Below are 20,514 nucleotides of genomic sequence, written 5' to 3' on the forward strand. Positions count from 1 at the left end.
AATTACGCCATCCCTTTCTTTTTAAAACCTATACTTGTATTGCAAATAATTTTATCAAATACTACGAATAATGATGGAAGGACAAGAATTACTACAAACATACTTATGATGGCTCCTCTTGCCATTAATGTACATAAGGAACTAATCATATCAATATTGGAGTAAAGGCCAACACCAAAAGTTGCAGCAAAGAATCCAAAGGCACTTACCATGATGGATTTTATAGAAGAACTTACTGCAATTTCAATAGCTGTTCGTTTTTCCATACCATTAAAACGTTCTTTTTTGTATCGTGTTGTCATTAATATTGCATAATCTACCGTTGCTCCAAGCTGAATGGTACCAATTACAATGGAAGCGATAAACGGAATCTTTGTATTCATAAAACAAGGTATTCCCATATTAATAAAAATTGCAAACTCAATAACTGAAACAAGGATAATAGGAAGTGATATTGATTTCAGTACAAGTGCAATTAAAATGAAAATAGCACCAATGGAAATAATACTTACTACCTTAAAGTCAGTGTTTGTAATTTCAATTAAGTCTTTTGTACATGGGGCTTCACCAATTACCATAGCTGTGGAGTCATAGCGTTTTACAATTTCATTTAAAACGTCTATTTGATCGTTAACCTCGTCAGAAGCCACTTTATATTCCGATCCTACCAGCATAAGCTGCCAGTTTTCACTTTTTAATGTTTGAATTAGTTCCTTTGGTATTGCCTCTTCAGGTACCGCTGCACCTACAAGGGAGTTGAAGCCAAGCGCAAAAGATATACCTTCCACATCAGACATTTCGTTTAACATAGCATTTACTTTTTTTGCTTCCAGGCTAGAACTTGCAAGTACCATGTGAGTAGTGTTCATGTTATATTCTTCTTCTAACTTGCTGTTTGCAATGATACTATCTAAAGTTTTTGGTAATGTTGAGTCCAGATTGTAATAGACCTGAGTATGGGTATACCCATAGATAGCAGGTGCCAATATTACTAAAAATAGTATTACAAAAAGAAGATAATGCTTTACAATCCCCTTTGCCAGATTCCCGAAGTCAGGAACAACAGGCTTATGTTTTGTCTTTTCTAATGCACTGTCAAATATCAGAAGCATAGATGGAAGAACGGTAACACATCCAATAACGCCAAATATAACACCCTTAGCCATTACCAAACCAAGGTTCATTCCAAGGGTAAAGCTCATGAAGCAAAGTGCAACGAAACCAGCAATTGTAGTAACAGAACCACCTAACACAGAGGTAATGGTGTTAGATATGGCATGTGCCATGGCACGATCCTTATCGCCTGAATACCGCACTTTTTGTTCCTCATAGCTATGCCATAAAAATATGGAATAATCCATTGTAACCCCAAGCTGAAGTACGGCACTTAATGCTTTGGTTATGTAGGATATTTCTCCCATAAAATAGTTGGTTCCCATGTTGTAGAGTATTGCCATGCCAATACTTAACATGAAGAAAAGAGGAATTAAGTAAGAATCCATAGTGAGTGCCAGAATAATACTGGATAAAATAACAGCTATCAGCACATAAATAGGGGTTTCCTTATTTGATAAATCCTTTGTGTCTGTAACTACTGCTGACATACCACTAATAAAGCATTGCTTACCAGTTAATTGACGTACTTCTGAAATGGCATCCATAGTCTCGTCTGCGGAAGTAGTTTGTTTAAAAAATACAACCATAAGTGTTGAGGAGTCAGAATTAAACTTTTGATACAGGTTATCTGGAATAATTTCTTTCGGAACGGAAATGTCCAAAATGGAATCATACCATATGACAGAAGCTACCTGTTCAACACTTTCTATTTTTTCTTTTACCTTTACGACATCTTTATCAGCCATTCCATCTACCATTACCATAGAAAAAGCACCTTTTTCAAACTCATCCAGAAGAATATTTTGTCCCTGCATCGTTTCGATGTCTTCCGGCAAATAAGAAAGAATATCGTAGTTTACCCTGGTAGCAATCATGCCAAATACCGAGGGAATAAGTAGTAGTACACTTACTATTAAGATTGGCAGTTTGAATCTTACAATACCTTTCCCAAACTTAATCATATGCTCACATCCTTTTTTTTGTAATATGACCAGTGGTCATGTTTTGAATTCAACTTATTATATGATGAAAATGACCATTAGTCAATAATTTTATAAAAATTTTATGACTATTGGTCATTTATAGCGGTTGACTTTTGAAAATGCCTATACTATAATTTTTATGAAAAGGAGATGAGGTCTTGGGAAAAATTGATCATAATAAGAAAGTAAAAAGGGATTCTTTGCTGAATACAGCATTTCAACTTTTTATTACAAGAGGTATTAATAAGACTTCTGTCTCAGACATTGTAGATAACGCGGGGGTTGCAAAGGGAACATTCTATCTTTATTTTAAAGACAAGCATGATATTCGTAACAAGTTAATTTCTCATAAGTCAAGTCAGATTTTTCAAAATGCAATACAAGATTTGAATGATATAGAAAAAGAACTTTCATTTGAAGACAAGATAATTTTTATTGTTGATAATATTATTAATCAGCTAAATAATAATCAGATATTACTGAGTTTTATTTCTAAAAATCTAAGCTGGGGTATTTTTAAAAGTGCGTTAACCTCTCCAACCAGTGAAGAGGATATTGATTTTGGAGAAGTTTACGAGAATATGCTGAAAGAAGCCCCTGTTCAGTTTGATGCACCAGAGACTATGTTGTTTATGATTATTGAATTGGCTAGTTCTACCTGTTACAGCTCAATTTTATATAATGAGCCTGTGCCTATTGGAGAGTTAAAGCCGTATTTATATCGAACTATTAAACAAATTATTAAAAGTCATATTGTGGACTAGCAGCAAGGATGCAATAAAGGTGATTAATGCCATAATGACGTGTATATTAAATCGTGGAATTGTTCCACGATTTTTTTCATGGGAAAGGAAATATTATGTCTAACACACACTTTGTTGGCTATTTTTTCAAAAATATAAGATGCTTATATGCACATACTACCACTAATGTACGATGCAGACAGGAAAAAATTAATTGATTGACAAAAAGTAAAAATAAGAATATGATAGTGCTATACCCCCACCGAGGGGGGGAGGAGGGACTATGAACAACGAAAAAAAACAAGTACTACAATTATTAAAAACAGCAAAAGGGCAGATTGATGCTACGATAAGAATGTTGGAAGATGAAAGATATTGTATGGACATATCCAATCAAATAATTGCTTCAGGTGCTTTACTAAAAAAAGCAAACATGCTTTTATTAAAGCAGCATATGGAACATTGTGTATTAGAAGCGTTTGAACATGGAAATGATAAAGAAAAACAGATAAAAATAGAAGAAGTTATTTCAATTTTATCTAAAATAGCTGATTAAGCAGATTACTTTGGAACAGGAGGCAGACATGAAAGAAGAAAGTTACCAGATCAATGGGATGACGTGTGCTGCATGTGCAAGAGCGGTAGAACGTGTATCGAAAAAGATTCAGGGAGTAGAAGAGGCTTCCGTTAATTTTGCAACAGAAAAACTAAATATTAAGTATGATGAAGAGACAGCAAGCTTAGAGACTATAATGGCATCTGTTGAAAAAGCAGGCTATCAGCTTGTGGTTCAGGAGAAAGGAAAAGAAAATGAAAAGGATCAAAAAAATGAACAGTTAACTCACATATTAAGAAGAGTTATTTTTTCTATGATTTTTACTGTTCCCCTGCTTTATATTTCTATGGGCTACATGTTTGGACTTCCTTTACCACAAGCTATACAGCCAGATAAAAATCCTGTTGCCTATGTATTGATTCAGTTGTTACTAACAGTGCCAGTTATAATTTCTGGTTACAAATTTTATACAGTAGGATTTTCTTCTTTAATACGCAGAACACCTAATATGGATTCACTAATTGCGATAGGAACCTCATCTGCTTTTTTATATGGAATCTATGCAGCAGTAGAAATAATGGGTGGAAATCATCATTTTGTGCATAAGCTGTATTTTGAATCAGCAGCAGTAATTATAACTTTAATTACCCTTGGAAAGTATCTGGAGACACGTTCAAAAGGTAAAACATCAGAAGCAATTAAAAAGCTAATTGGGTTGGTTCCTAAAACAGCATTGGTGCTGCGTGATAATAAGGAATGTGTTCTTCCGGTAGAAGAAGTTAGGACAGGTGATATCATTGTGGTAAAGCCTGGAGATAAAATGCCAGTGGATGGAGTTGTGTTAGAGGGAATGACATCTGTAGATGAATCTATGCTGACAGGAGAAAGTATTCCAGTAGAAAAACGATCAGGGGATTCTATTATTGGTGCTAGTATTAATAAAAATGGAACAATCAAATACAAAGCTACGAAGGTTGGAAAAGATACTGCATTAGCCCAAATAATTCATCTGGTAGAAGAAGCACAAGGATCAAAAGCACCCATTGCAAAGCTGGCAGACATTATATCAGGGTACTTTGTACCAGTTGTTATTGTTCTGGCAATTCTGGCATCCGCTGCCTGGCTGATTTCTGGAGCAGGAGCAGATTTTGCATTAACAATTTTTATATCGGTATTAGTGATTGCCTGCCCATGTGCACTGGGATTAGCAACACCTACTGCAATTATGGTAGGAACAGGAAAGGGTGCGGAACATGGTGTTTTGATAAAAAGTGGTACTGCGCTAGAAACCGCACATAAGATAGATACGGTTGTTTTAGATAAAACAGGGACGATTACAGAGGGCAGACCTAAAGTGACAGACGTTAAGGTTTTTAAGAATTATTCCATTGACAGGATATTGCAGATAGCGGCATCAGCTGAAAAAGGTTCTGAGCATCCATTAGGTGAAGCAATTGTGAAAGAGGCTGGAATAAAAAAAATTGAGTTACTACCAATAGAGCAGTTTCGTGCCATACCAGGGCAGGGGATTGAGGCTGTCATAGAGAATAAAAAGGTAATTCTGGGAAACGATAAATGCATGGTAGAAAATGGTCTACAGGATTTAGAAAAACGAGAATTTGCAAATGTAATGGCAGCAGAAGGAAAGACGCCTATGTATATAGCTATTGAACAGGAAATTGCGGGAATTATTGCAGTTGCAGATACTGTAAAGCCTAATAGCAGACCTGCAATAGAGACCCTTCACAAAATGGGAATTGAAGTAGTTATGCTTACTGGTGACAATAAAAAGACGGCAAATGCAATTGGTGAGCAAGTAGGAGTAAAGGAGATTTTATCTGAAGTACTGCCTCATGAAAAGGCACAAGAGGTAAAAAAATTAATGAAACAGGGCAAGAAGGTTGCAATGGTGGGAGATGGTATTAATGATGCCCCAGCACTGGCAATGGCAGATATAGGAATTGCCATTGGTTCTGGAACTGATGTCGCGATGGAATCGGCAGATATTGTTCTGATGAGAAGTGACTTAATGGATGTACCAACTGCTATACAGTTAAGTAAAAAGACGATTCAGAATATTAAGCAGAACCTATTCTGGGCATTTATTTATAATGCGATAGGGATACCAGTTGCAATGGGAATACTGCATCTTTTTGGGGGACCATTGCTGAATCCAATGCTTGCAGGTGCTGCCATGAGTCTTAGTTCTGTATCAGTAGTGACAAATGCTTTGCGTTTAAGAGGATTTAAACCAATGCATTTAAAATAAATAGTTTTTACAGGAGGTCAAAATGAAAAAGAAAATTATAATTGAAGGAATGAGCTGTGAACATTGTGTAAAGCATGTAAAAGCTGCTTTAGAAGAATTAAATGGTGTAACGGGTGTTTCAGTTAGTTTGGAAAAGCAGTCAGCTGTTCTTGAAGCAGAGGAATCCATTTCGGATAGCAGCCTGAAAGAAGCAGTTGAGGAAGCTGGATATGATGTAGTAAAACTAGAGACTATGTAATGTAAAAAACCTGTGGGCTTAAACTAGCTTTGCAGGTTTTTTATTGTGATTTTGCATGAATTGTAACAAAAAGGTTGAGGTATTTTTTGATAAATGTTATAATTATTACTATAGTATAGTGATTAAACTATGGTTACAAAAGTGGTAAGGAGGAGTTTAATGAAAAAAATAGTAAGAACAACTTTCATACTTATTCTTTTGACGGGAATGATGGTGTCATATCACGAGAACCAACAAACAATTCAGGTAAAGGCTGCATCGAATACGGTTACCTCTAAGAAAGCATTTATCAAAGCTTTATATAACAATATGGTAAAAAGAAAGACGTCATTTCAAATTTCCTATGACGGGGAATGGACAGACATTTATAAAGATGATATAGAAGGTTTACTTGAGGAGGTATATGCAATTAATGACGCAGCTACATCAGATGATTTTGATTATTTGCGGGGTTGTGTAACAGGTGTTTCTTTATCTGTTTCAGGGAATCAATATGGTTCGGAATTTGATATTTCTATAGAGTATTCAGAATCAAAGAAGCAGTTGGATAAAGTGAATAAATATGTTGAAAAGGTATTGGGACAGCTGGATTTAAGCGGAAAGAGCAGATATAAGAAGGTAAAATTAATTCATGATTATATTGTGAATCATATAACGTATGATTTGAGTGAAGAAAACTATTCCGCCTATGCGGGACTGTTGAAGAAAACAACGGTTTGTCAGGGATATGCATTGCTTATGTATAAGATGCTGACCGAGGCAGGTGTACCATGCCGATATGTAACTGGTAATAATCATGCGTGGAATCTTGTTAAATTGGGAAATAAGTGGTATCATATTGATGCTACATGGGATGATCCCGTATCGGATAAGCCTGTACTAAGATATACTTATTTTTTAACAGGGTCAAAGTCGATGGATAAATCTCATAGCCTGGATGAGATATATTCTACGGAAAAATTTGCAAACAAATATCCAATTAGTAAGGCAGATTATCAGGCATAATAGAATATAGTATAGAAAGGCATCTTAGAATATAAGATGTCTTTTTTGGTAAATGATAATATCTGTTTTTCAAGAAGAAATGAGGAGGAGTTTTAAATGAATGCAATTGAAACTAAGAAGTTGACAAAAAGCTATGGTAAATCCAGAGGAATTATGGACATAGATCTGGAAGTAAAAGAAGGTGAAATTTTTGGATTTATTGGACCAAATGGAGCAGGAAAATCCACAACAATACGTACGCTTTTAGGACTGATTCATAAAGATAGTGGGGAAGCTAAAATTTTTGGAATGGATTGTGAGGGTGAACGGGAAAAAATATTAAAAGAGACAGGATATCTGCCAAGTGAGGTTTTTTATTATGAAAATATGAAGGCGATAGATCTTTTGCGCTATTCAGCAAGTTTTTATAAAAAGGACTGTTCAAAAAAAATAAAGGAACTGGCTGATGCACTAGGTCTTGATTTGAACAAAAAGATTGAGGACATGAGTCTAGGTAATAAAAAGAAAGTCGGGATTGTTCAGGGGTTATTGCATAGCCCAAGATTAATTATTTTAGATGAGCCGACAAGTGGGTTAGATCCATTGATGCAGCAAACTTTTTTTGAGCTGATTCAGGAAGAAAATAAGAGAGGTGCTACAGTACTCTTTTCCTCTCATATTTTAAGTGAGGTTCAGAAAATATGTGACAGAGTTGCAATCATAAAGGATGGAAGGTTAATCCAGACACAGAAAATAAGTGAACTACAGGATAATTCTTATAAAAAAATAACGTTTCATGTAAAGGATAATCCATTAGACGAGTTTCAATTAAAAGGAGCTACAAACATAGAAATAAAAGGACAAACTGTTCGGTTTATATATCGGGGAGACTGTAATTTACTATTAGAAAAAATAAATAACTATCCTCTTTTAAATGTAGATATTTCGGAACCATCATTAGAAGAAATTTTTATGCATTATTATTCGGATAAAAACAAATAGGAAAGAGGAGATTAAAATGAATGTTTATTTATATGAGATGAAGTTACAAATAAAGAGTTTTTTGATCTGGAGCGGGGTAATAGTGGCTTCTTTATTTGCCTTTATGATAGGATTTTACCCTGTGTTTCAGGACAGCCTGGAGGAGATTATGAATATGATAGAGGGGCTGCCCAAAGAATATACATTAGCGTTTGGGTTCGAAATGTCGAATTTAAATAGTTATGTTGGTTTTTATAATTTTACATTTTCCTATATTTCATTAATGGGAGCAATTATGTCACTAATTATGGCAATTTCAGTGTTTGGACGCGAGAAGAGGTCAAAGTGTTTGGATTTCATTTTTGTAAAACCTATTTCAAGGAAAAAATTATTTTGTATGAAAGGACTAACATGCATTTCTATGACTACTGTGCTTGGTATAATTTATGCAGCTGCATTAGCTTTCTGCTACCGTCTTACTGGCCAAACAGGCAGATGGGGAAAGGAAGTTTTGGTATTAGGTGCTGGTTTCTATTTTACACAGCTTTTTTTCATAGTGTTAGGTATTTTTGCTGTTGTCTACCTAAAAAAAATACGGTCAGTATCAGGAGCAGCAACTTCATTTGGCTGTATTGCATTTATTTTATCCGCCTTAGCTAATATTACTGGGGATAAAATAATGACATTTGCAGCGCCATTAAAATATTTTGAGCCAGACAACTTATTAAATGCAGGTAAAATTGAATATGCCTATATGGCAGCAGCAATTATAATTACTGTGGTTTGTATTAGTATAGCTTATGTTCGGTTTTGCAAACAGGATATTCATGCAGTATAGAAGGGGGATTAAAATGAATATATTAAAACGAGAGTTAAAGGCTAATTTGAAAGTATTTATATTCTGGATTATTGGGTTATTTGTGCTGTTATTTGCTGGTATGACAAAATTCTCTGGAATGGGGCAGGTTGCTGGAGGAGCAGATGTAAATGCTGTTATGAGTAAGTTCCCCAAGGTGGTCTTGGCGGTATTTGGAATGGTGGGAGTAGATGTGGCAAGTCTGCCTGGATATTACGCTATATTAGCCTACTATGTTTTGATTTGTGCAGTTATTTACGGAATTCAGCTAGGAGTAAATGCAGCAGTCAAAGAAATAAATGATAAAACATATGAGTTTATTTTTACGAAACCTTGCTCCAGAAGTTATGTTTTAGGAATAAAAATCGCAGCCAGCTGGTTTAATTTGATTTTATTTATTATTTTTGAATTTGTATTTTCATTGCTGGCAGTGGCTTTTTTAGATACGGGAGAGCAGATTAACCAGGTGATTTTTTTGTATGCAGTATCCATTCTTTTAGTGAGCAGCTTATTTTTTTCACTGGCAGTTTTTCTTTCAATTGTAATTAAGGAAGTAGAAAAGGGAATGCTGTACACAAATCTTATATTTTTGTCAGCATTTGTGATGGCCATTGTTTATGATATGCTGGAAAATGGAAGGGTTATAAAAGTTATTACGCCCTTTAAATATTTTGAAGCAAAGGATTTGGTAAAGTCCAGGCTGGACGGGTGGTATGTTTTGGTCTGTATGGCGCTTAGCATGGTTTTGCTGACGGAAAGCTTTGTAAAATTTAAAAAGAAAGATTTGAAGTAAGGGAGGGTTTTCATCAATATTCTATTGACACCATAAAGCATATTGTATATAATGCATATATACAATATAAAAATATATAAACAATATACTTTCTAAGGAGGTTATCGTGAACATAATAATAAGTAATTCCAGCGGAAAGCCTATTTATGAGCAAATAACTGCACAAGTTAAGGGAATGATTATTTCGGGCGAACTTAAGGAGGGGGATATGCTTCCCTCCATGCGGCTGTTAGCGAAAGAATTACGAATTAGCGTTATTACCACCAAGCGGGCTTATGAAGAATTAGAGAGAGAAGGATTTATAAGCTCCATAACAGGAAAAGGAAGCTTTGTCGCAGGCAAAAATCTTGATTTTGTAAAGGAAGAGCAATTGAAGAATATTGAAAATAAGATGCAGGAAATTGTAGAACTGGCTGGTGTGGCAGGAATAAGCTATCAGGAACTAGAAGCAATGTTTGCACTTATTTATAATGGTGATTAATATGAATGGAGATGATGAGATGGAACATGCGTTACTTCTGCAAAATGTTTCAAAGACATATGAAAAATTCCAGCTTGACAATATAAACTTAGAATTACCTAAGGGATGTATTATGGGTTTTGTTGGGGAAAATGGTGCAGGGAAAAGCACAACAATTAAATTAATTATGGATCTGATAAAAAGAGATTCAGGAGAAATTCAGATACTGGGTCAGGACAATAAAGGGGATATAAGCCAGTTAAAAGAGCATATCGGAGTTGTAATGGATGAGTGCTGTTTCCCAGAAAATATGAACTGGAGACATATTAAACAAGTAATGAAAAGACTTTATAAAACATGGGATGAGCAAAAATTTTGTTCTCTTATGGAGAAATTTTCATTAGAGGAAAAAAAGATTGTAAAAGAGTATTCCAGAGGAATGAAAATGAAACTGTCTATTGCGGCAGCGCTGTCCCATGATTCTAAGCTGCTAATACTGGATGAGGCAACAAGCGGTTTGGATCCCGTTGTACGGGATGAAATACTGGAACTATTTCTAGAGTTTATTCAGGATGAAGAACATTCAATTTTCATGTCCACTCACATAATCAGTGATTTGGAAAGAATTAGTGATTATATTGCCTGCATACACAAGGGCAGATTAGTTTTTGTAGAGCAGAAGGATGAGCTTTTAAGCAAATATGGAATATTAAAGTGCGGTGAAGAAGATTTTTCTAAGATAGATAAGAGTATTGTAAAAGGTGTAAAAAGAAATTCCTTTGGAATAGAGGCTCTTGTGGAAAAAAGAAAGGTTCATGGAAATCACGTAATAGATGCAGCATCCATTGAAGAAATTATGTTATATTTTATAAAGGAGAGTAAAATATGAGCGGATTATTATTGAAGGATATTTATAATTTGAGGCGGTATCTGAAGTCTATCATTATTATTTTAGTTTTCTATTTAGTTTATTCTATTTCCATTAAGAACATAAATTTTTTCCTGGGCATGACATTTGTTTTAATGTCGATGATACCGTTATCAGCCATTGGTTATGACGAAAGAGCAAAGTGGGACAAATATGCATTAACAATGCCTGTCTCCAGAACAGATATGGTAACAAGTAAATACCTGCTGGCGCTGGGAATTGGTGGATTATGCATGATTGCCAATGTTATGTTATCTATTATAATTCAAAAATCAAGTCTGATGGAAGCCATATTGGCAAGTGGAGCTATGTTATTTTTGAGTTTATTATATGATTGCATTTTACTCCCAGTTGTATTTAAGCTTGGAGTAGAAAAAGGCAGGTATGTGATGTTCGCCGTTTTATTGATTCCTGCCATAGGTGTCATGTACTTAAAAAAACTTCCAAAGCCAGATCAAAGTGTAATAGAAACGGGAATGAAAGCAGCTCCCTTTATCATTGTAGTACTGTTTATACTGAGTATGATGCTTTCGGTTCATATCTATAAAAGCAAAGAATTAGACTAGGTCTGCTTTTTTACGGAGATGTAAGGATTATCCTTTATAAAAAAACGCCATGGGTAATCTCTTGCTTCTCCAGCATAATCAATATTTACCCGTCTGTCTGCTATAATGTTTTTTTTCTGTATGGAAATGGCATCTTCTATATACAAGGAAGAAGTAACCAAATCCACAGCATTTTCCGATTTTGTGATATCCATTGCCATGCAAAGCTTTCCAGGGCCGTTACAAAGATTTTTAGCTTTTTCAAGGTTTCGGCGTTTTTTCATAAGATCAATACCTTCTATTGGTTCTAACGCGCGGAGTAATACTGCCTGGGCTTCTCCTTCTTCAAAAGCAACCACATTCATACAGCAATACATTCCATAAATCAGATAAACGTAAGAAATTCCACCAGCTTCATACATAGTTTTAGTCCTAGGTGTTTTTCTGTTTTGATAAGCATGAGAGCCTGCATCCATTGCACCCATATAGGCTTCTGTTTCAACAATTATTCCTTTTACAGTGCCTTCTGCTGTTTCATGCACTAGTACTTTGCCAAGCAGAGCTTTTGCTAAGATAAGTGCATCCTGTCTATAAAAATCTTTATCCAATCGTTTCATTTTATCTCTCACCTCACCAGTTATTTTCTATTTATTATAGCCTATTTTCTTTAAATGAAAAAGTTTTTTCTTAATTTGGTTGTTCCTGCAAAATGAAAACGATATAATAAGAGTAATTTGGAGAGAGGGGAGCATACCATGCACAAGATTTTTATTGTTGAGGATGACAAAGTAATTTCAGAGGCTATGATCACATACCTGACTGCCTGGGGTTATCAGGTTAAAGGAGTAAAGAATTTTAACAATGTAATAGAAGAATTTTTACAATATGATCCCCAGCTTATTTTACTTGATATTGCACTGCCATTTTTTAATGGTTATTATTGGTGCGGCGAAATTAGAAAAATTTCAAAGGTACCCATTGTATTTATTTCATCAAATAGTGATAGCATGAATCTTGTTATGGCAATAAATATGGGGGGAGATGATTTTATTGCAAAACCCTTTGACATGACAGTGCTTGTGGCAAAAATTCAGGCTTTATTAAGACGTACTTATGACTTTCAGGGACAGGCAACAAATGTACTGGAGCATAAAGGGGTAATTCTAAATGTAAACGAAAATGCCCTCTATTATAAAGAAAGTAAGCTGGAATTAACAAAAAATGAATTTAAAATATTGCAATTACTGTTGCAGAATCCGGGAAAGGTTGTTTCCAGGGAAGAAATTATGAAAAAGCTGTGGGATAGTGACTGTTTTGTTGATGATAATACCTTAACCGTGAATATGACAAGGCTAAGAAAGAAAATAGAGGAAATTGGTGTGAAACAATTTATTACCACAAAAAAAGGAACAGGATATTTGATAGGAGATTAGGATGAGATTAGTGTGTACGTATATAAAGGATCGAATAAAAATGGGGCTGGTATTTTGCAGTTGTGCCTTACTTATTCTGCTTAATCATTTTTTATACCAGCAGTCTTTTCAGGTAATTATTTTTTCCTTACAGCTTTGTGGGGCAGTGTCAGGGTGTGCAGTAATACTTGACTTTATTAAGTATCGAAAAAAGCATTTAGAACTACAACAGTTTTATGCGCATGCCCCATTATTTGAAATGAGCCAGCTGCCAAAAGGAAATTTGCTGGAACAAGATTATCAGGTGCTGCTAAAACAGCTGAGTGACTATAACAGAAAGCTGGAGGAACAGATGGCAAGCCGGCAGGAGGAGCAAATGGAGTATTATTCTATGTGGATACATCAGATTAAAACCCCAATTGCAGCAATGCACCTTTTAATTCAACTAGCAGAGGAAGGCAGTTACAAAAAGGAAATGGGACAGGAACTGTTTAAGGTAGAGCAGTATGTGGAGATGGTATTACAGTTTCAGCGGCTGGACAGCCTGTCTTCTGATTTGTTTTTGAAAAGTCTGGAACTGCAAGATGTGATTAAGCAGGCAGTAAAAAAATATTCTGTGCTGTTTATTCGGAAAAAAATTGCATTGGAATTGGAAGATATTCAGGAAGTTATTGTTTCTGATGAGAAATGGCTGGTCTACGTGTTGGAACAGTTAATTTCAAATGCGTTAAAGTATACAATGGAGGGTTCTATACGCATTTACATGGATTCTGAGGAAAAAAAGAGTCTGGTTATTGAAGATACTGGAATAGGAATTCGGGAAGAGGATATTCCAAGAATTTTTGACCGAGGATTTACAGGTTATAATGGACGAATGGATAAAAAATCAACGGGCATAGGCTTGTATCTATGTAAACAAATATTGGACAAGCTAGGTCATACAATATGGGTGGAATCTGAACTTGGGAAGGGGACAAAATTTATTTTAAATTTAGAAGAGAGCCGTCTTGAATTTTTTTCATAAGTATACTTACATTTGTCTTACATAGATGTAAGGTTTGGAAAGGAAATGTAAGTCAAAGTTATGGTGACCACTTTCCTTTTTTTCTATAATGGGGTGGTAAGGAAATGGAGGTATAAAAATGAATATGAAAAATGAGCGTCCTCTCTTAGAGGTGAATAATTTAAAGAAAACCTATACAACCAGATTTGGGGGAAATCAGGTACATGCCCTGACCAATGTTTCCTTTTCGGTTGAAAAGGGTGAATATGTAGCAATTATGGGTGAATCAGGATCGGGAAAAACGACACTTCTTAACATATTAGCGTCGTTGGATAAACCTACCAGCGGAAATGTTTTGCTGGACGGTAAAAATTTAGTACAAATCAAGGATAAAGATATTTGCAAATTTCGACGTGAAAATCTAGGATTTGTATTTCAAGATTTTAACCTTCTGGATAATTTTAATATAAAGGATAACATTTTACTGCCGTTAGTGCTGGCAAATCAAAAATACAGTGAAATGATAAAGAAATTAAATTCAGTGGTGAAAAAACTAGGAATTGAAAATTTGATTGAAAAATATCCGTATGAAGTTTCAGGAGGCCAGAAGCAGAGAGTGGCAGCAGCAAGGGCTTTAATTACCGAACCTAAAATTGTGCTGGCAGATGAACCTACTGGTGCATTAGATTCTAAGGCATCTATGAATCTGCTAAAAATATTTGGGGAAATTAATGAGGGAGGGCAGACCATTCTAATGGTGACTCACAGTACACTTGCAGCAAGTCATGCCAACAGGGTTTTGTTTATTAAGGACGGAGAAGTTTTTAATCAGGTTTATCGAGGCGGCATGACGAATGATGAGCTGTATCAGAAAATAGTTTCAAACTTAACGGTTATTTCTACGGGGGGTGATCAGGTTGAATAAAATGTTTTATCCAAAACTTGCATGGAACAACCTGGTTAAAAACAGAAAAAGCTATATTCCTTATGCATTATCTTGTATTTTTGCCATTATTACATTTTTTTCTCTCAACAGTGTTTATAAAAGTGATTCTTTTAAAAACATTCCCCATGCAGAAAGTTTATATCTAATATTAAAATTAGGTTCATGGGTAATTGCTATTTTTTCTACTATTTTTATATTCTATACCAACAACTTTTTAATTAAGCAACGGAAAAAGGAACTGGGACTATATAGCATATTAGGTTTGGAGAAAAAGCACATGGCAAAGGTACTCTTTTTAGAAACAGTATATATGGCTGTTATAAGTATTACAGCGGGTACCTTATTTGGATTTTTGATGGGAAAACTGTCTTTCCTTGGATTACAGCGATTATTAAAAATAGATCGGGTTTATGAATTTACTCTTTCTGGTAAAGCAATTGGTACCACCATTCTTTTGTATTGTAGTATATATGCCATTGTATTAGTAAGCAATTTATTTAGGGTGCATATGACAAAACCTATCGAATTACTAAAGGGTGGACAGCATGGGGAAAAGGAACCGAAGGCTTCATGGCTACTTGCACTGGTAGGTGTTATTACATTAGGAGCAGCATATTATATTTCCATTACAATTCAAAATCCGATTGAAACAATCATGATGTTTTTTGTGGCAGTTATACTTGTAATAATAGGAACCTTTTGCATTTTTACTGCGGGAAGTATTGTGATACTGAAGCTTTTAAAAAAGAATAAATCCTATTATTATCGACCTAAAAACTTTATTTCTGTTTCCACAATGATTTACAGGATGAAACAGAATGCTGCTGGGTTATCGAATATCTGTATTTTGTCAACTATGGTATTAGTTATGCTTACTGGTTCGGTAGCATTGTATGTGGGACAGAAAGATGTATTATATGAGCAGTTTCCTTATCACGTTATGATTACGACAAAGCAGAGTGATAAAAACGAAGATATAATTAACAGTCTGATAAAGGAACAAGCAGAAAAAGATAAGGTTTTCATTGAAGACCAGGTGAGTTGTAAGTACACAATGGTATTGGCACTAAATAAAGAAAAGAATACCTTTGTATGCGATTTTGATGTAAGTGCAAATATGGCTTTAAAATATTGTAATTTATTTTTTATTGACCAGGAAAGTTATAATAAATTTGCAAAGGAACAAATTGATTTAACAGAGAAACAAGTATTGTTATTTCGTAAAAAGAAGGAGAAGAATTACAATACAATATTACTGGGAAATCAAGAATTTTCGGTTGCCTATAATATGGATTCCATGCTCCGAAGTAAGAGAAAGAATACGGCATTTGATGACTATTGTTATATTGTTATGAAGGATGAGCAGGTGATTACACAAGTTGTTAAGAGTATGACTGAAGGCTTATCAGGTGAAACATTAGAGGAATTTTGTGGAGAAAAAACCTTTTTCTTTTTTGATGTAAAGGCAGAAGAGGAAAAACGAATACAGTATACCCAGTCATTAATGGAAAAACTGGATCAGGAAAGTTTCTTACTGGATTTTAACAGCTATTATTTGAGTTTTAGGGATTGGTATTATACATTTGGAGGATTATTATTTTTAGGAGTATTTCTAGGATTACTGTTCCTTATGATGGCAATATTGATTATATATTATAAGCAGATTTCAGAAGGATATGAAGATCATGACCGGTTTTTAATTATGCAAAAGGTAGGAATGAGCAGATCCGAAGTAAAATCAACTATTACAAAACAAGTATTAATGGTGTTCTTTTTGCCGCTGGTTTTTGCTGTGATACATTTGGCTTTTGCCATGCCCGTACTTATTCGTATACTGGCATTGTTCTCCCTCTATAATACAACATTAATTTTACTGTGTGCAGCAGTAATTGCATTGGTATTTGCTGTTTTGTATTGTATATCTTATATGGCTACAGCAAAAGCTTATTTCAAATTAGTCTGATGCAAGCCATCTTATATTATAGAATACCCCCCATAAACTTCACAATAGAACTTTATGGGGGGTATTGTGATTATCGGTTCATTTCACTTTGTGGACCGCCATCTTTGTGTGCTTTAATAATTTGGTCAATTTCTTTATGGCTGGAAGAAAGTAAGTCACCAGGAATTGTATTTTTAACAGAGGCAGTTGCATTACCATATTCTAAGGCCGTCTGGCAATTCATATCAGAGGAAAGAAGACCATAGAGAGCGCCTGAAATGTAAGCATCTCCGCTTCCAATCCGATCTACCACTTCAATATTTCTGTACGGCTCTTCTTCATAATAGCAGTCATTCTTTGCATCATAAATGGTAGAACCAAAGGTATGAGACTTTGGACTATGAACAATACGCTGAGTACTTGCCACAATAGAAATTGGGTATTCCTCTGTAAAACTTTTATTAATTTCTTTTGCGGTTCCTGTTTTTAAGAAAGTAAGCCGGGCAGTATCTTCAGAGCAAAAGAAAATATCTACATAAGGCAGAATTTGTTCTATACATTCTTTGGCCTGGGCGCCAGTCCAGAGATTAGAACGGTAATTAACGTCAAAAGAAATCAGTGCGCCTTCATTTTTAAAGCGCTTAATCATTTCAATTGCTGTTTGTTGCGCCTGTTGGCTTAAAGCTAAAGTAATCCCGCTGGTATGAAAACATCTAGTGCTTTTGTAAAGAGAGTCAGGGAAATCATGAATACTTATATTGTTAATCGTTGAATTTTTACGATCATATACAACGCTTGGTTTTCTAGGATATGCACCATTTTCGTAATAGTAAATGCCTAGCCGGGCCTCTGGACTATTGTCATATACTAAGTATTCATGACTTACACCAAGAAAAGAGGCTTGATTTTGAATAAAAATTCCTAAATCATTATCTGGTAATTTAGAAATAATACCTGTTTTTAAACCTAATAAGGATGCACCTGATATTACATTTAATTCTGCACCACCAGCTTGTTTTGTTAAAATGTCTCCACGAACTAAACGTTCATTTTTTGGTGCAGCAAGTTTTAGTAAAATTTCTCCTAAAGCCAATAAATCATACTTCTTATTCGATGTTTCCATAATTCATTTCCTTTCGCATGTATAATAAAATATTATACATGTGGAGTTTTTGATTAGCAATAGTATGTACGAAATTTTCGTAAATTATTTAGCTATGCAACAGGTAAGTATATAGAATAGATACAATGATTAGAAAAATAATAGTTTTGTTGGGAGAATTGAAAAATGGGAATAATGGCAGGGTATTACTGTGGAAAAGTTTAGGATAATATGGTATACACAGATGGGAGAAAGGAGCAAAAGAAAATGAGACAATTTTCTTATAGAATTACAGGTCAAGAGGGAGTTCATGCGAAGTTAGCCGGATTACTGGTAAAAATGGCGATGACCTTTACCAGTGATATTAGCATTGGAAAAAAGAATAATTTTGTGGATGCAAAAAGAATATTTGGCATTATGAGCTTAGAGATAAAATACAACGAGGAAATTACAATTAAAATAGATGGAGAAGATGAGGAAATAGCATTTAAAGCATTGCAAGTGTTTTTTAATGAAAATCTTTAAAACAAACAATAAGGAAATTTTTTACATTGCTTCTATCACCAATGCTATCCGTTTTCATAGAATAATATTGGACCTACACAATGTAGCCAGAGAGTTGAAAGGAGCAAAATGTATATGAATAATAAAGCTTATGGTTGTCATACGGATTGTATGTCTAAACAGCCATCCTGCGATTGTAGATGCGGATGTACACCAAAGTCCGCACCTGTTCAAAAAATTAAGGCTATGCCTGAAATAGATTGTGTCTGTAAAGAAACTCCTTGTGGAATTGATTGCCTTTGTAAGGTGAGCCAAGACGGCTGTGGATGTAATTCAACACCTGATTTTGGCAATGAGGTAAATGGATTACCATTGGGTATTGGATATGTACCATGGCAAAAGTGGGATAATGACGTATTGGATGCATGCAGGGGACTTCAGCATGGCACTATTTTTCCAGAGCTGGTTTTACCATTTTATTGCACACCATGTAATAGAGGGAGGAGATGCTAAATGACTATGAATCAGTTAGGACGTAAGCGGTTATTTAAGTTCATTTGTGAAGTGGACTTTGCATTGGATGATATTTGTTTGTATCTGGATACACATCCATGTGACAGGCAGGCATTAGAGTATTATCATAAATATAAAGAGCTTAGAGAACAGGCTTTAGCAGAGTATTCGGAGTGTTTTGGACCATTAACCAGTAATCAGGTAGAAGATCATAATTATTGGACCTGGGTAAGAGATCCATGGCCATGGGAAGGAGAATGTTAGTTTATGTGGAGCTATGAAAAGAAATTGCAGTATCCCGTGAATATCACCAGACCTAATCCTCAGATTGCTCAGGTGATCATTAGTCAATTTGGAGGACCCGATGGTGAGCTTGGAGCAGCCATGCGTTATTTATCGCAAAGATATACTATTCCATATCGCGAGGTGGCTGGTTGTCTTACAGATATAGGAACAGAGGAACTTGCTCATATGGAAATTATTAGCACAATGGTTCACCAACTGACTAAAAGTTTATCCCCAGAAGAAATTAAGGCATCTGGATTTGATAAATATTATGTTGATCATACATTAGGTGTTTGGCCGCAGGCTGCCGGGGGAATTCCATTTAACGCATGTGAATTCCAGGTAAAAGGCGATCCGATTACGGATTTATATGAGGATATGGCAGCAGAGCAAAAAGCCCGTTCCACATACGATAACATTCTTCGTCTGATTTCTGATGCTGAAGTATGCGATCCCATTCGATTTTTAAGAGAAAGAGAAATCGTTCATTTTCAACGGTTTGGCGAATGCACAAGAATTGTGCAGGATAAACTGAATCAGAAAAACTTTTATATGTATAATCCAGCGTTTGATAAACCTTGTAGTTGTAACAATCAGTAGCTGAAAATAATTAAAAACATTTTTTAGCACTTCTTTACACGCTGGCGATATTCTGTGGGAGAAAATCCAGTTGATTTCTTAAAAGCATGAGAAAAATTGTGAGAATCAGAAAAGCCCAATGTGTTGGAAATTTGTGCAATAGAAATAGAAGAGTCTGCCAGTTCATTTTTTGCATACTCCATCCTTTTTTGAATTAAATATTGTTTTAGAGAAATACCTGTCACAGATTTAAAAACAGCTGACAGGTATTTTTCATGGTAACCTAGTTGCTTTGCAATTTCAGAAACTTGAATATTACAAAGAGGATTCCATTCAACATAACTTTTTATTTTTGCACAGATTTGTTCCTTTGAGGAATTAACTATATGTTCTTTTGCGGAAAGCTGATGATTCAGTTCCAGTAACATTGAGGTGAATAAATAATTAGAAAGTTGACCAGTACCGTATAACCTGGTGCAGTCCTGAAGTTGGGAAATAAGAAAGTTTAAAGGTTCCATGTGGGGAATTACTTCCTGTTCTGAAAAAGACATATGTCCAGATCCGCAAAGAAAATGAAACCAATAAAAGCTGCATTTAGAAGGATGAAAACCATATTGACGTATAGTTGGCTGCATAATGAGATACTCACCACACGGAACAGTATATTTTTGGTTTTCATCTGCAATATACAAAGTGCCATTAGTAACAAACATCATTTCATATTCTTGAAGAGCTCTTGTCATATGCACCCATGAGTCAGAAGGTGCAACAAACTT

General features: G+C 35.0%; 23 protein-coding genes. 19 read left to right on the forward strand and 4 right to left on the reverse strand.

The genetic code is table 11. The annotated features are described in order from the left end of the window. Positions 1 to 2: 2 nt before the first annotated feature. Positions 3 to 2,078 (reverse strand): efflux RND transporter permease subunit, encoded by a 2,076-nt coding sequence (locus BM305_RS06750; protein WP_092559933.1) that lies wholly within the window; start codon positions 2,076 to 2,078, stop codon positions 3 to 5. Positions 2,079 to 2,257: 179 nt separating this feature from the next. On the opposite strand from BM305_RS06750, the gene BM305_RS06755 reads away from it, so the two are divergent. The 11 genes from BM305_RS06755 to BM305_RS06805 all read left to right on the forward strand — a co-directional run bounded on the left by BM305_RS06755 (position 2,258) and on the right by BM305_RS06805 (position 11,473). Further along, a complete protein-coding gene (locus tag BM305_RS06755) occupies positions 2,258 to 2,863 on the forward strand; it encodes a TetR/AcrR family transcriptional regulator (RefSeq protein WP_092559934.1) in 606 nt (201 codons plus the stop codon). A gap of 262 nt (positions 2,864 to 3,125) precedes the next feature. Beyond that, positions 3,126 to 3,398 carry a metal-sensing transcriptional repressor gene (locus BM305_RS06760; RefSeq protein WP_092559935.1) on the forward strand — a complete coding sequence of 91 codons (273 nt, stop codon included), beginning with the start codon at positions 3,126 to 3,128 and terminating at the stop codon, positions 3,396 to 3,398. Positions 3,399 to 3,426: 28 nt separating this feature from the next. Continuing rightward, a complete protein-coding gene (locus BM305_RS06765; RefSeq protein ID WP_092559936.1) occupies positions 3,427 to 5,667 on the forward strand; it encodes a heavy metal translocating P-type ATPase in 2,241 nt (746 codons plus the stop codon). 22 nt (positions 5,668 to 5,689) lie between these two features. Next, positions 5,690 to 5,905 carry a heavy-metal-associated domain-containing protein gene (locus BM305_RS06770; RefSeq protein ID WP_092559937.1) on the forward strand — a complete coding sequence of 72 codons (216 nt, stop codon included), beginning with the start codon at positions 5,690 to 5,692 and terminating at the stop codon, positions 5,903 to 5,905. A 159-nt stretch (positions 5,906 to 6,064) separates the two neighbouring features. Next, positions 6,065 to 6,910, forward strand: a complete 846-nt coding sequence (locus BM305_RS06775; RefSeq protein ID WP_177214595.1) for a transglutaminase domain-containing protein — start codon at positions 6,065 to 6,067, stop codon at positions 6,908 to 6,910. Positions 6,911 to 7,006: 96 nt separating this feature from the next. Then, positions 7,007 to 7,891, forward strand: coding sequence for an ABC transporter ATP-binding protein (locus tag BM305_RS06780; protein ID WP_092559939.1), 885 nt, complete (start codon positions 7,007 to 7,009; stop codon positions 7,889 to 7,891). 16 nt (positions 7,892 to 7,907) lie between these two features. Further along, positions 7,908 to 8,708, forward strand: a complete 801-nt coding sequence (locus BM305_RS06785; protein ID WP_092559940.1) for an ABC transporter permease subunit — start codon at positions 7,908 to 7,910, stop codon at positions 8,706 to 8,708. Between the two features lie 13 nt (positions 8,709 to 8,721). Then, positions 8,722 to 9,519: an ABC transporter permease subunit gene (locus tag BM305_RS06790; RefSeq protein WP_177214596.1), complete on the forward strand. Its 798-nt coding sequence runs from the start codon at positions 8,722 to 8,724 to the stop codon at positions 9,517 to 9,519. 106 nt (positions 9,520 to 9,625) lie between these two features. Beyond that, positions 9,626 to 10,000 carry a GntR family transcriptional regulator gene (locus BM305_RS06795; RefSeq protein ID WP_092559942.1) on the forward strand — a complete coding sequence of 125 codons (375 nt, stop codon included), beginning with the start codon at positions 9,626 to 9,628 and terminating at the stop codon, positions 9,998 to 10,000. Further along, the gene (locus tag BM305_RS06800) at positions 9,990 to 10,868 is read left to right on the forward strand and encodes an ABC transporter ATP-binding protein (RefSeq protein ID WP_330393433.1); all 879 of its coding nucleotides are present in this window, start codon (positions 9,990 to 9,992) and stop codon (positions 10,866 to 10,868) included. Before BM305_RS06795 ends, BM305_RS06800 begins: the two co-directional genes overlap by 11 nt. After that, complete coding sequence (locus BM305_RS06805; protein ID WP_092559943.1) at positions 10,865 to 11,473, forward strand: ABC-2 transporter permease; 609 nt, start codon at positions 10,865 to 10,867, stop codon at positions 11,471 to 11,473. Before BM305_RS06800 ends, BM305_RS06805 begins: the two co-directional genes overlap by 4 nt. Here the strand turns inward: BM305_RS06805 and BM305_RS06810 are convergent. Further along, positions 11,470 to 12,069, reverse strand: coding sequence for a DNA-3-methyladenine glycosylase (locus BM305_RS06810; RefSeq protein ID WP_092559944.1), 600 nt, complete (start codon positions 12,067 to 12,069; stop codon positions 11,470 to 11,472). The genes BM305_RS06805 and BM305_RS06810 overlap by 4 nt on opposite strands. A gap of 138 nt (positions 12,070 to 12,207) precedes the next feature. On the opposite strand from BM305_RS06810, the gene BM305_RS06815 reads away from it, so the two are divergent. The 4 genes from BM305_RS06815 to BM305_RS06830 all read left to right on the forward strand — a co-directional run bounded on the left by BM305_RS06815 (position 12,208) and on the right by BM305_RS06830 (position 16,776). Then, a complete protein-coding gene (locus BM305_RS06815) occupies positions 12,208 to 12,885 on the forward strand; it encodes a response regulator transcription factor (protein ID WP_092559945.1) in 678 nt (225 codons plus the stop codon). Position 12,886: 1 nt separating this feature from the next. After that, entirely contained in the window at positions 12,887 to 13,888 is a 1,002-nt protein-coding gene (locus tag BM305_RS06820; protein ID WP_092559946.1) for a sensor histidine kinase, read from the forward strand. A gap of 118 nt (positions 13,889 to 14,006) precedes the next feature. Next, entirely contained in the window at positions 14,007 to 14,792 is a 786-nt protein-coding gene (locus BM305_RS06825; RefSeq protein WP_272481949.1) for an ABC transporter ATP-binding protein, read from the forward strand. Between the two features lies 1 nt (position 14,793). Beyond that, positions 14,794 to 16,776 carry an FtsX-like permease family protein gene (locus BM305_RS06830; RefSeq protein WP_242940485.1) on the forward strand — a complete coding sequence of 661 codons (1,983 nt, stop codon included), beginning with the start codon at positions 14,794 to 14,796 and terminating at the stop codon, positions 16,774 to 16,776. A 70-nt stretch (positions 16,777 to 16,846) separates the two neighbouring features. On the opposite strand, the gene BM305_RS06835 is transcribed toward BM305_RS06830, so the two are convergent. Next, on the reverse strand, positions 16,847 to 17,878 hold the full coding sequence (locus BM305_RS06835) for a sugar kinase (protein WP_092559948.1): 1,032 nt from the start codon (positions 17,876 to 17,878) through the stop codon (positions 16,847 to 16,849). Positions 17,879 to 18,124: 246 nt separating this feature from the next. Here BM305_RS06835 and BM305_RS06840 point away from each other — a divergent pair, with 246 nt between their 5' ends. The 4 genes from BM305_RS06840 (at position 18,125) to BM305_RS06855 (ending at position 19,759) form a co-directional block, all read left to right on the forward strand. Continuing rightward, entirely contained in the window at positions 18,125 to 18,382 is a 258-nt protein-coding gene (locus BM305_RS06840; protein WP_092559949.1) for an HPr family phosphocarrier protein, read from the forward strand. A gap of 114 nt (positions 18,383 to 18,496) precedes the next feature. Beyond that, positions 18,497 to 18,874: a spore coat associated protein CotJA gene (locus BM305_RS06845; RefSeq protein WP_242940481.1), complete on the forward strand. Its 378-nt coding sequence runs from the start codon at positions 18,497 to 18,499 to the stop codon at positions 18,872 to 18,874. Further along, positions 18,875 to 19,138: a spore coat protein CotJB gene (locus tag BM305_RS06850; RefSeq protein WP_092559950.1), complete on the forward strand. Its 264-nt coding sequence runs from the start codon at positions 18,875 to 18,877 to the stop codon at positions 19,136 to 19,138. Positions 19,139 to 19,141: 3 nt separating this feature from the next. Next, positions 19,142 to 19,759 (forward strand): manganese catalase family protein, encoded by a 618-nt coding sequence (locus BM305_RS06855; RefSeq protein ID WP_092559951.1) that lies wholly within the window; start codon positions 19,142 to 19,144, stop codon positions 19,757 to 19,759. A gap of 23 nt (positions 19,760 to 19,782) precedes the next feature. On the opposite strand, the gene BM305_RS06860 is transcribed toward BM305_RS06855, so the two are convergent. Further along, positions 19,783 to 20,481 carry a helix-turn-helix domain-containing protein gene (locus tag BM305_RS06860; RefSeq protein ID WP_207649461.1) on the reverse strand — a complete coding sequence of 233 codons (699 nt, stop codon included), beginning with the start codon at positions 20,479 to 20,481 and terminating at the stop codon, positions 19,783 to 19,785. Between the last annotated feature and the right edge of the window lie 33 nt (positions 20,482 to 20,514).

The sequence above is a fragment of the Anaeromicropila populeti genome (genome assembly GCF_900112775.1).
Taxonomy (GTDB): Bacteria; Bacillota; Clostridia; order Lachnospirales; family Lachnospiraceae; genus Anaeromicropila_A; species Anaeromicropila_A populeti.

Bases quoted from the DNA above. Each gene is read 5' to 3' on its own strand.
- BM305_RS06815 (WP_092559945.1), top strand. From the start codon at position 12,208: ATGCACAAGATTTTTATTGTTGAGGATGACAAAGTAATTTCAGAGGCT.
- BM305_RS06760 (WP_092559935.1), top strand. From the start codon at position 3,126: ATGAACAACGAAAAAAAACAAGTACTACAATTATTAAAAACAGCAAAA.
- BM305_RS06840 (WP_092559949.1), top strand. From the start codon at position 18,125: ATGAGACAATTTTCTTATAGAATTACAGGTCAAGAGGGAGTTCATGCG.
- BM305_RS06845 (WP_242940481.1), top strand. From the start codon at position 18,497: ATGAATAATAAAGCTTATGGTTGTCATACGGATTGTATGTCTAAACAG.
- BM305_RS06855 (WP_092559951.1), top strand. From the start codon at position 19,142: ATGTGGAGCTATGAAAAGAAATTGCAGTATCCCGTGAATATCACCAGA.
- BM305_RS06850 (WP_092559950.1), top strand. From the start codon at position 18,875: ATGACTATGAATCAGTTAGGACGTAAGCGGTTATTTAAGTTCATTTGT.
- BM305_RS06800 (WP_330393433.1), top strand. From the start codon at position 9,990: ATGGTGATTAATATGAATGGAGATGATGAGATGGAACATGCGTTACTT.
- BM305_RS06830 (WP_242940485.1), top strand. From the start codon at position 14,794: ATGTTTTATCCAAAACTTGCATGGAACAACCTGGTTAAAAACAGAAAA.
- BM305_RS06790 (WP_177214596.1), top strand. From the start codon at position 8,722: ATGAATATATTAAAACGAGAGTTAAAGGCTAATTTGAAAGTATTTATA.
- BM305_RS06810 (WP_092559944.1), bottom strand. From the start codon at position 12,069: ATGAAACGATTGGATAAAGATTTTTATAGACAGGATGCACTTATCTTA.
- BM305_RS06825 (WP_272481949.1), top strand. From the start codon at position 14,007: ATGAATATGAAAAATGAGCGTCCTCTCTTAGAGGTGAATAATTTAAAG.
- BM305_RS06835 (WP_092559948.1), bottom strand. From the start codon at position 17,878: ATGGAAACATCGAATAAGAAGTATGATTTATTGGCTTTAGGAGAAATT.
- BM305_RS06820 (WP_092559946.1), top strand. From the start codon at position 12,887: ATGAGATTAGTGTGTACGTATATAAAGGATCGAATAAAAATGGGGCTG.
- BM305_RS06750 (WP_092559933.1), bottom strand. From the start codon at position 2,078: ATGATTAAGTTTGGGAAAGGTATTGTAAGATTCAAACTGCCAATCTTA.
- BM305_RS06805 (WP_092559943.1), top strand. From the start codon at position 10,865: ATGAGCGGATTATTATTGAAGGATATTTATAATTTGAGGCGGTATCTG.
- BM305_RS06770 (WP_092559937.1), top strand. From the start codon at position 5,690: ATGAAAAAGAAAATTATAATTGAAGGAATGAGCTGTGAACATTGTGTA.
- BM305_RS06775 (WP_177214595.1), top strand. From the start codon at position 6,065: ATGAAAAAAATAGTAAGAACAACTTTCATACTTATTCTTTTGACGGGA.
- BM305_RS06765 (WP_092559936.1), top strand. From the start codon at position 3,427: ATGAAAGAAGAAAGTTACCAGATCAATGGGATGACGTGTGCTGCATGT.
- BM305_RS06785 (WP_092559940.1), top strand. From the start codon at position 7,908: ATGAATGTTTATTTATATGAGATGAAGTTACAAATAAAGAGTTTTTTG.
- BM305_RS06780 (WP_092559939.1), top strand. From the start codon at position 7,007: ATGAATGCAATTGAAACTAAGAAGTTGACAAAAAGCTATGGTAAATCC.
- BM305_RS06860 (WP_207649461.1), bottom strand. From the start codon at position 20,481: ATGACAAGAGCTCTTCAAGAATATGAAATGATGTTTGTTACTAATGGC.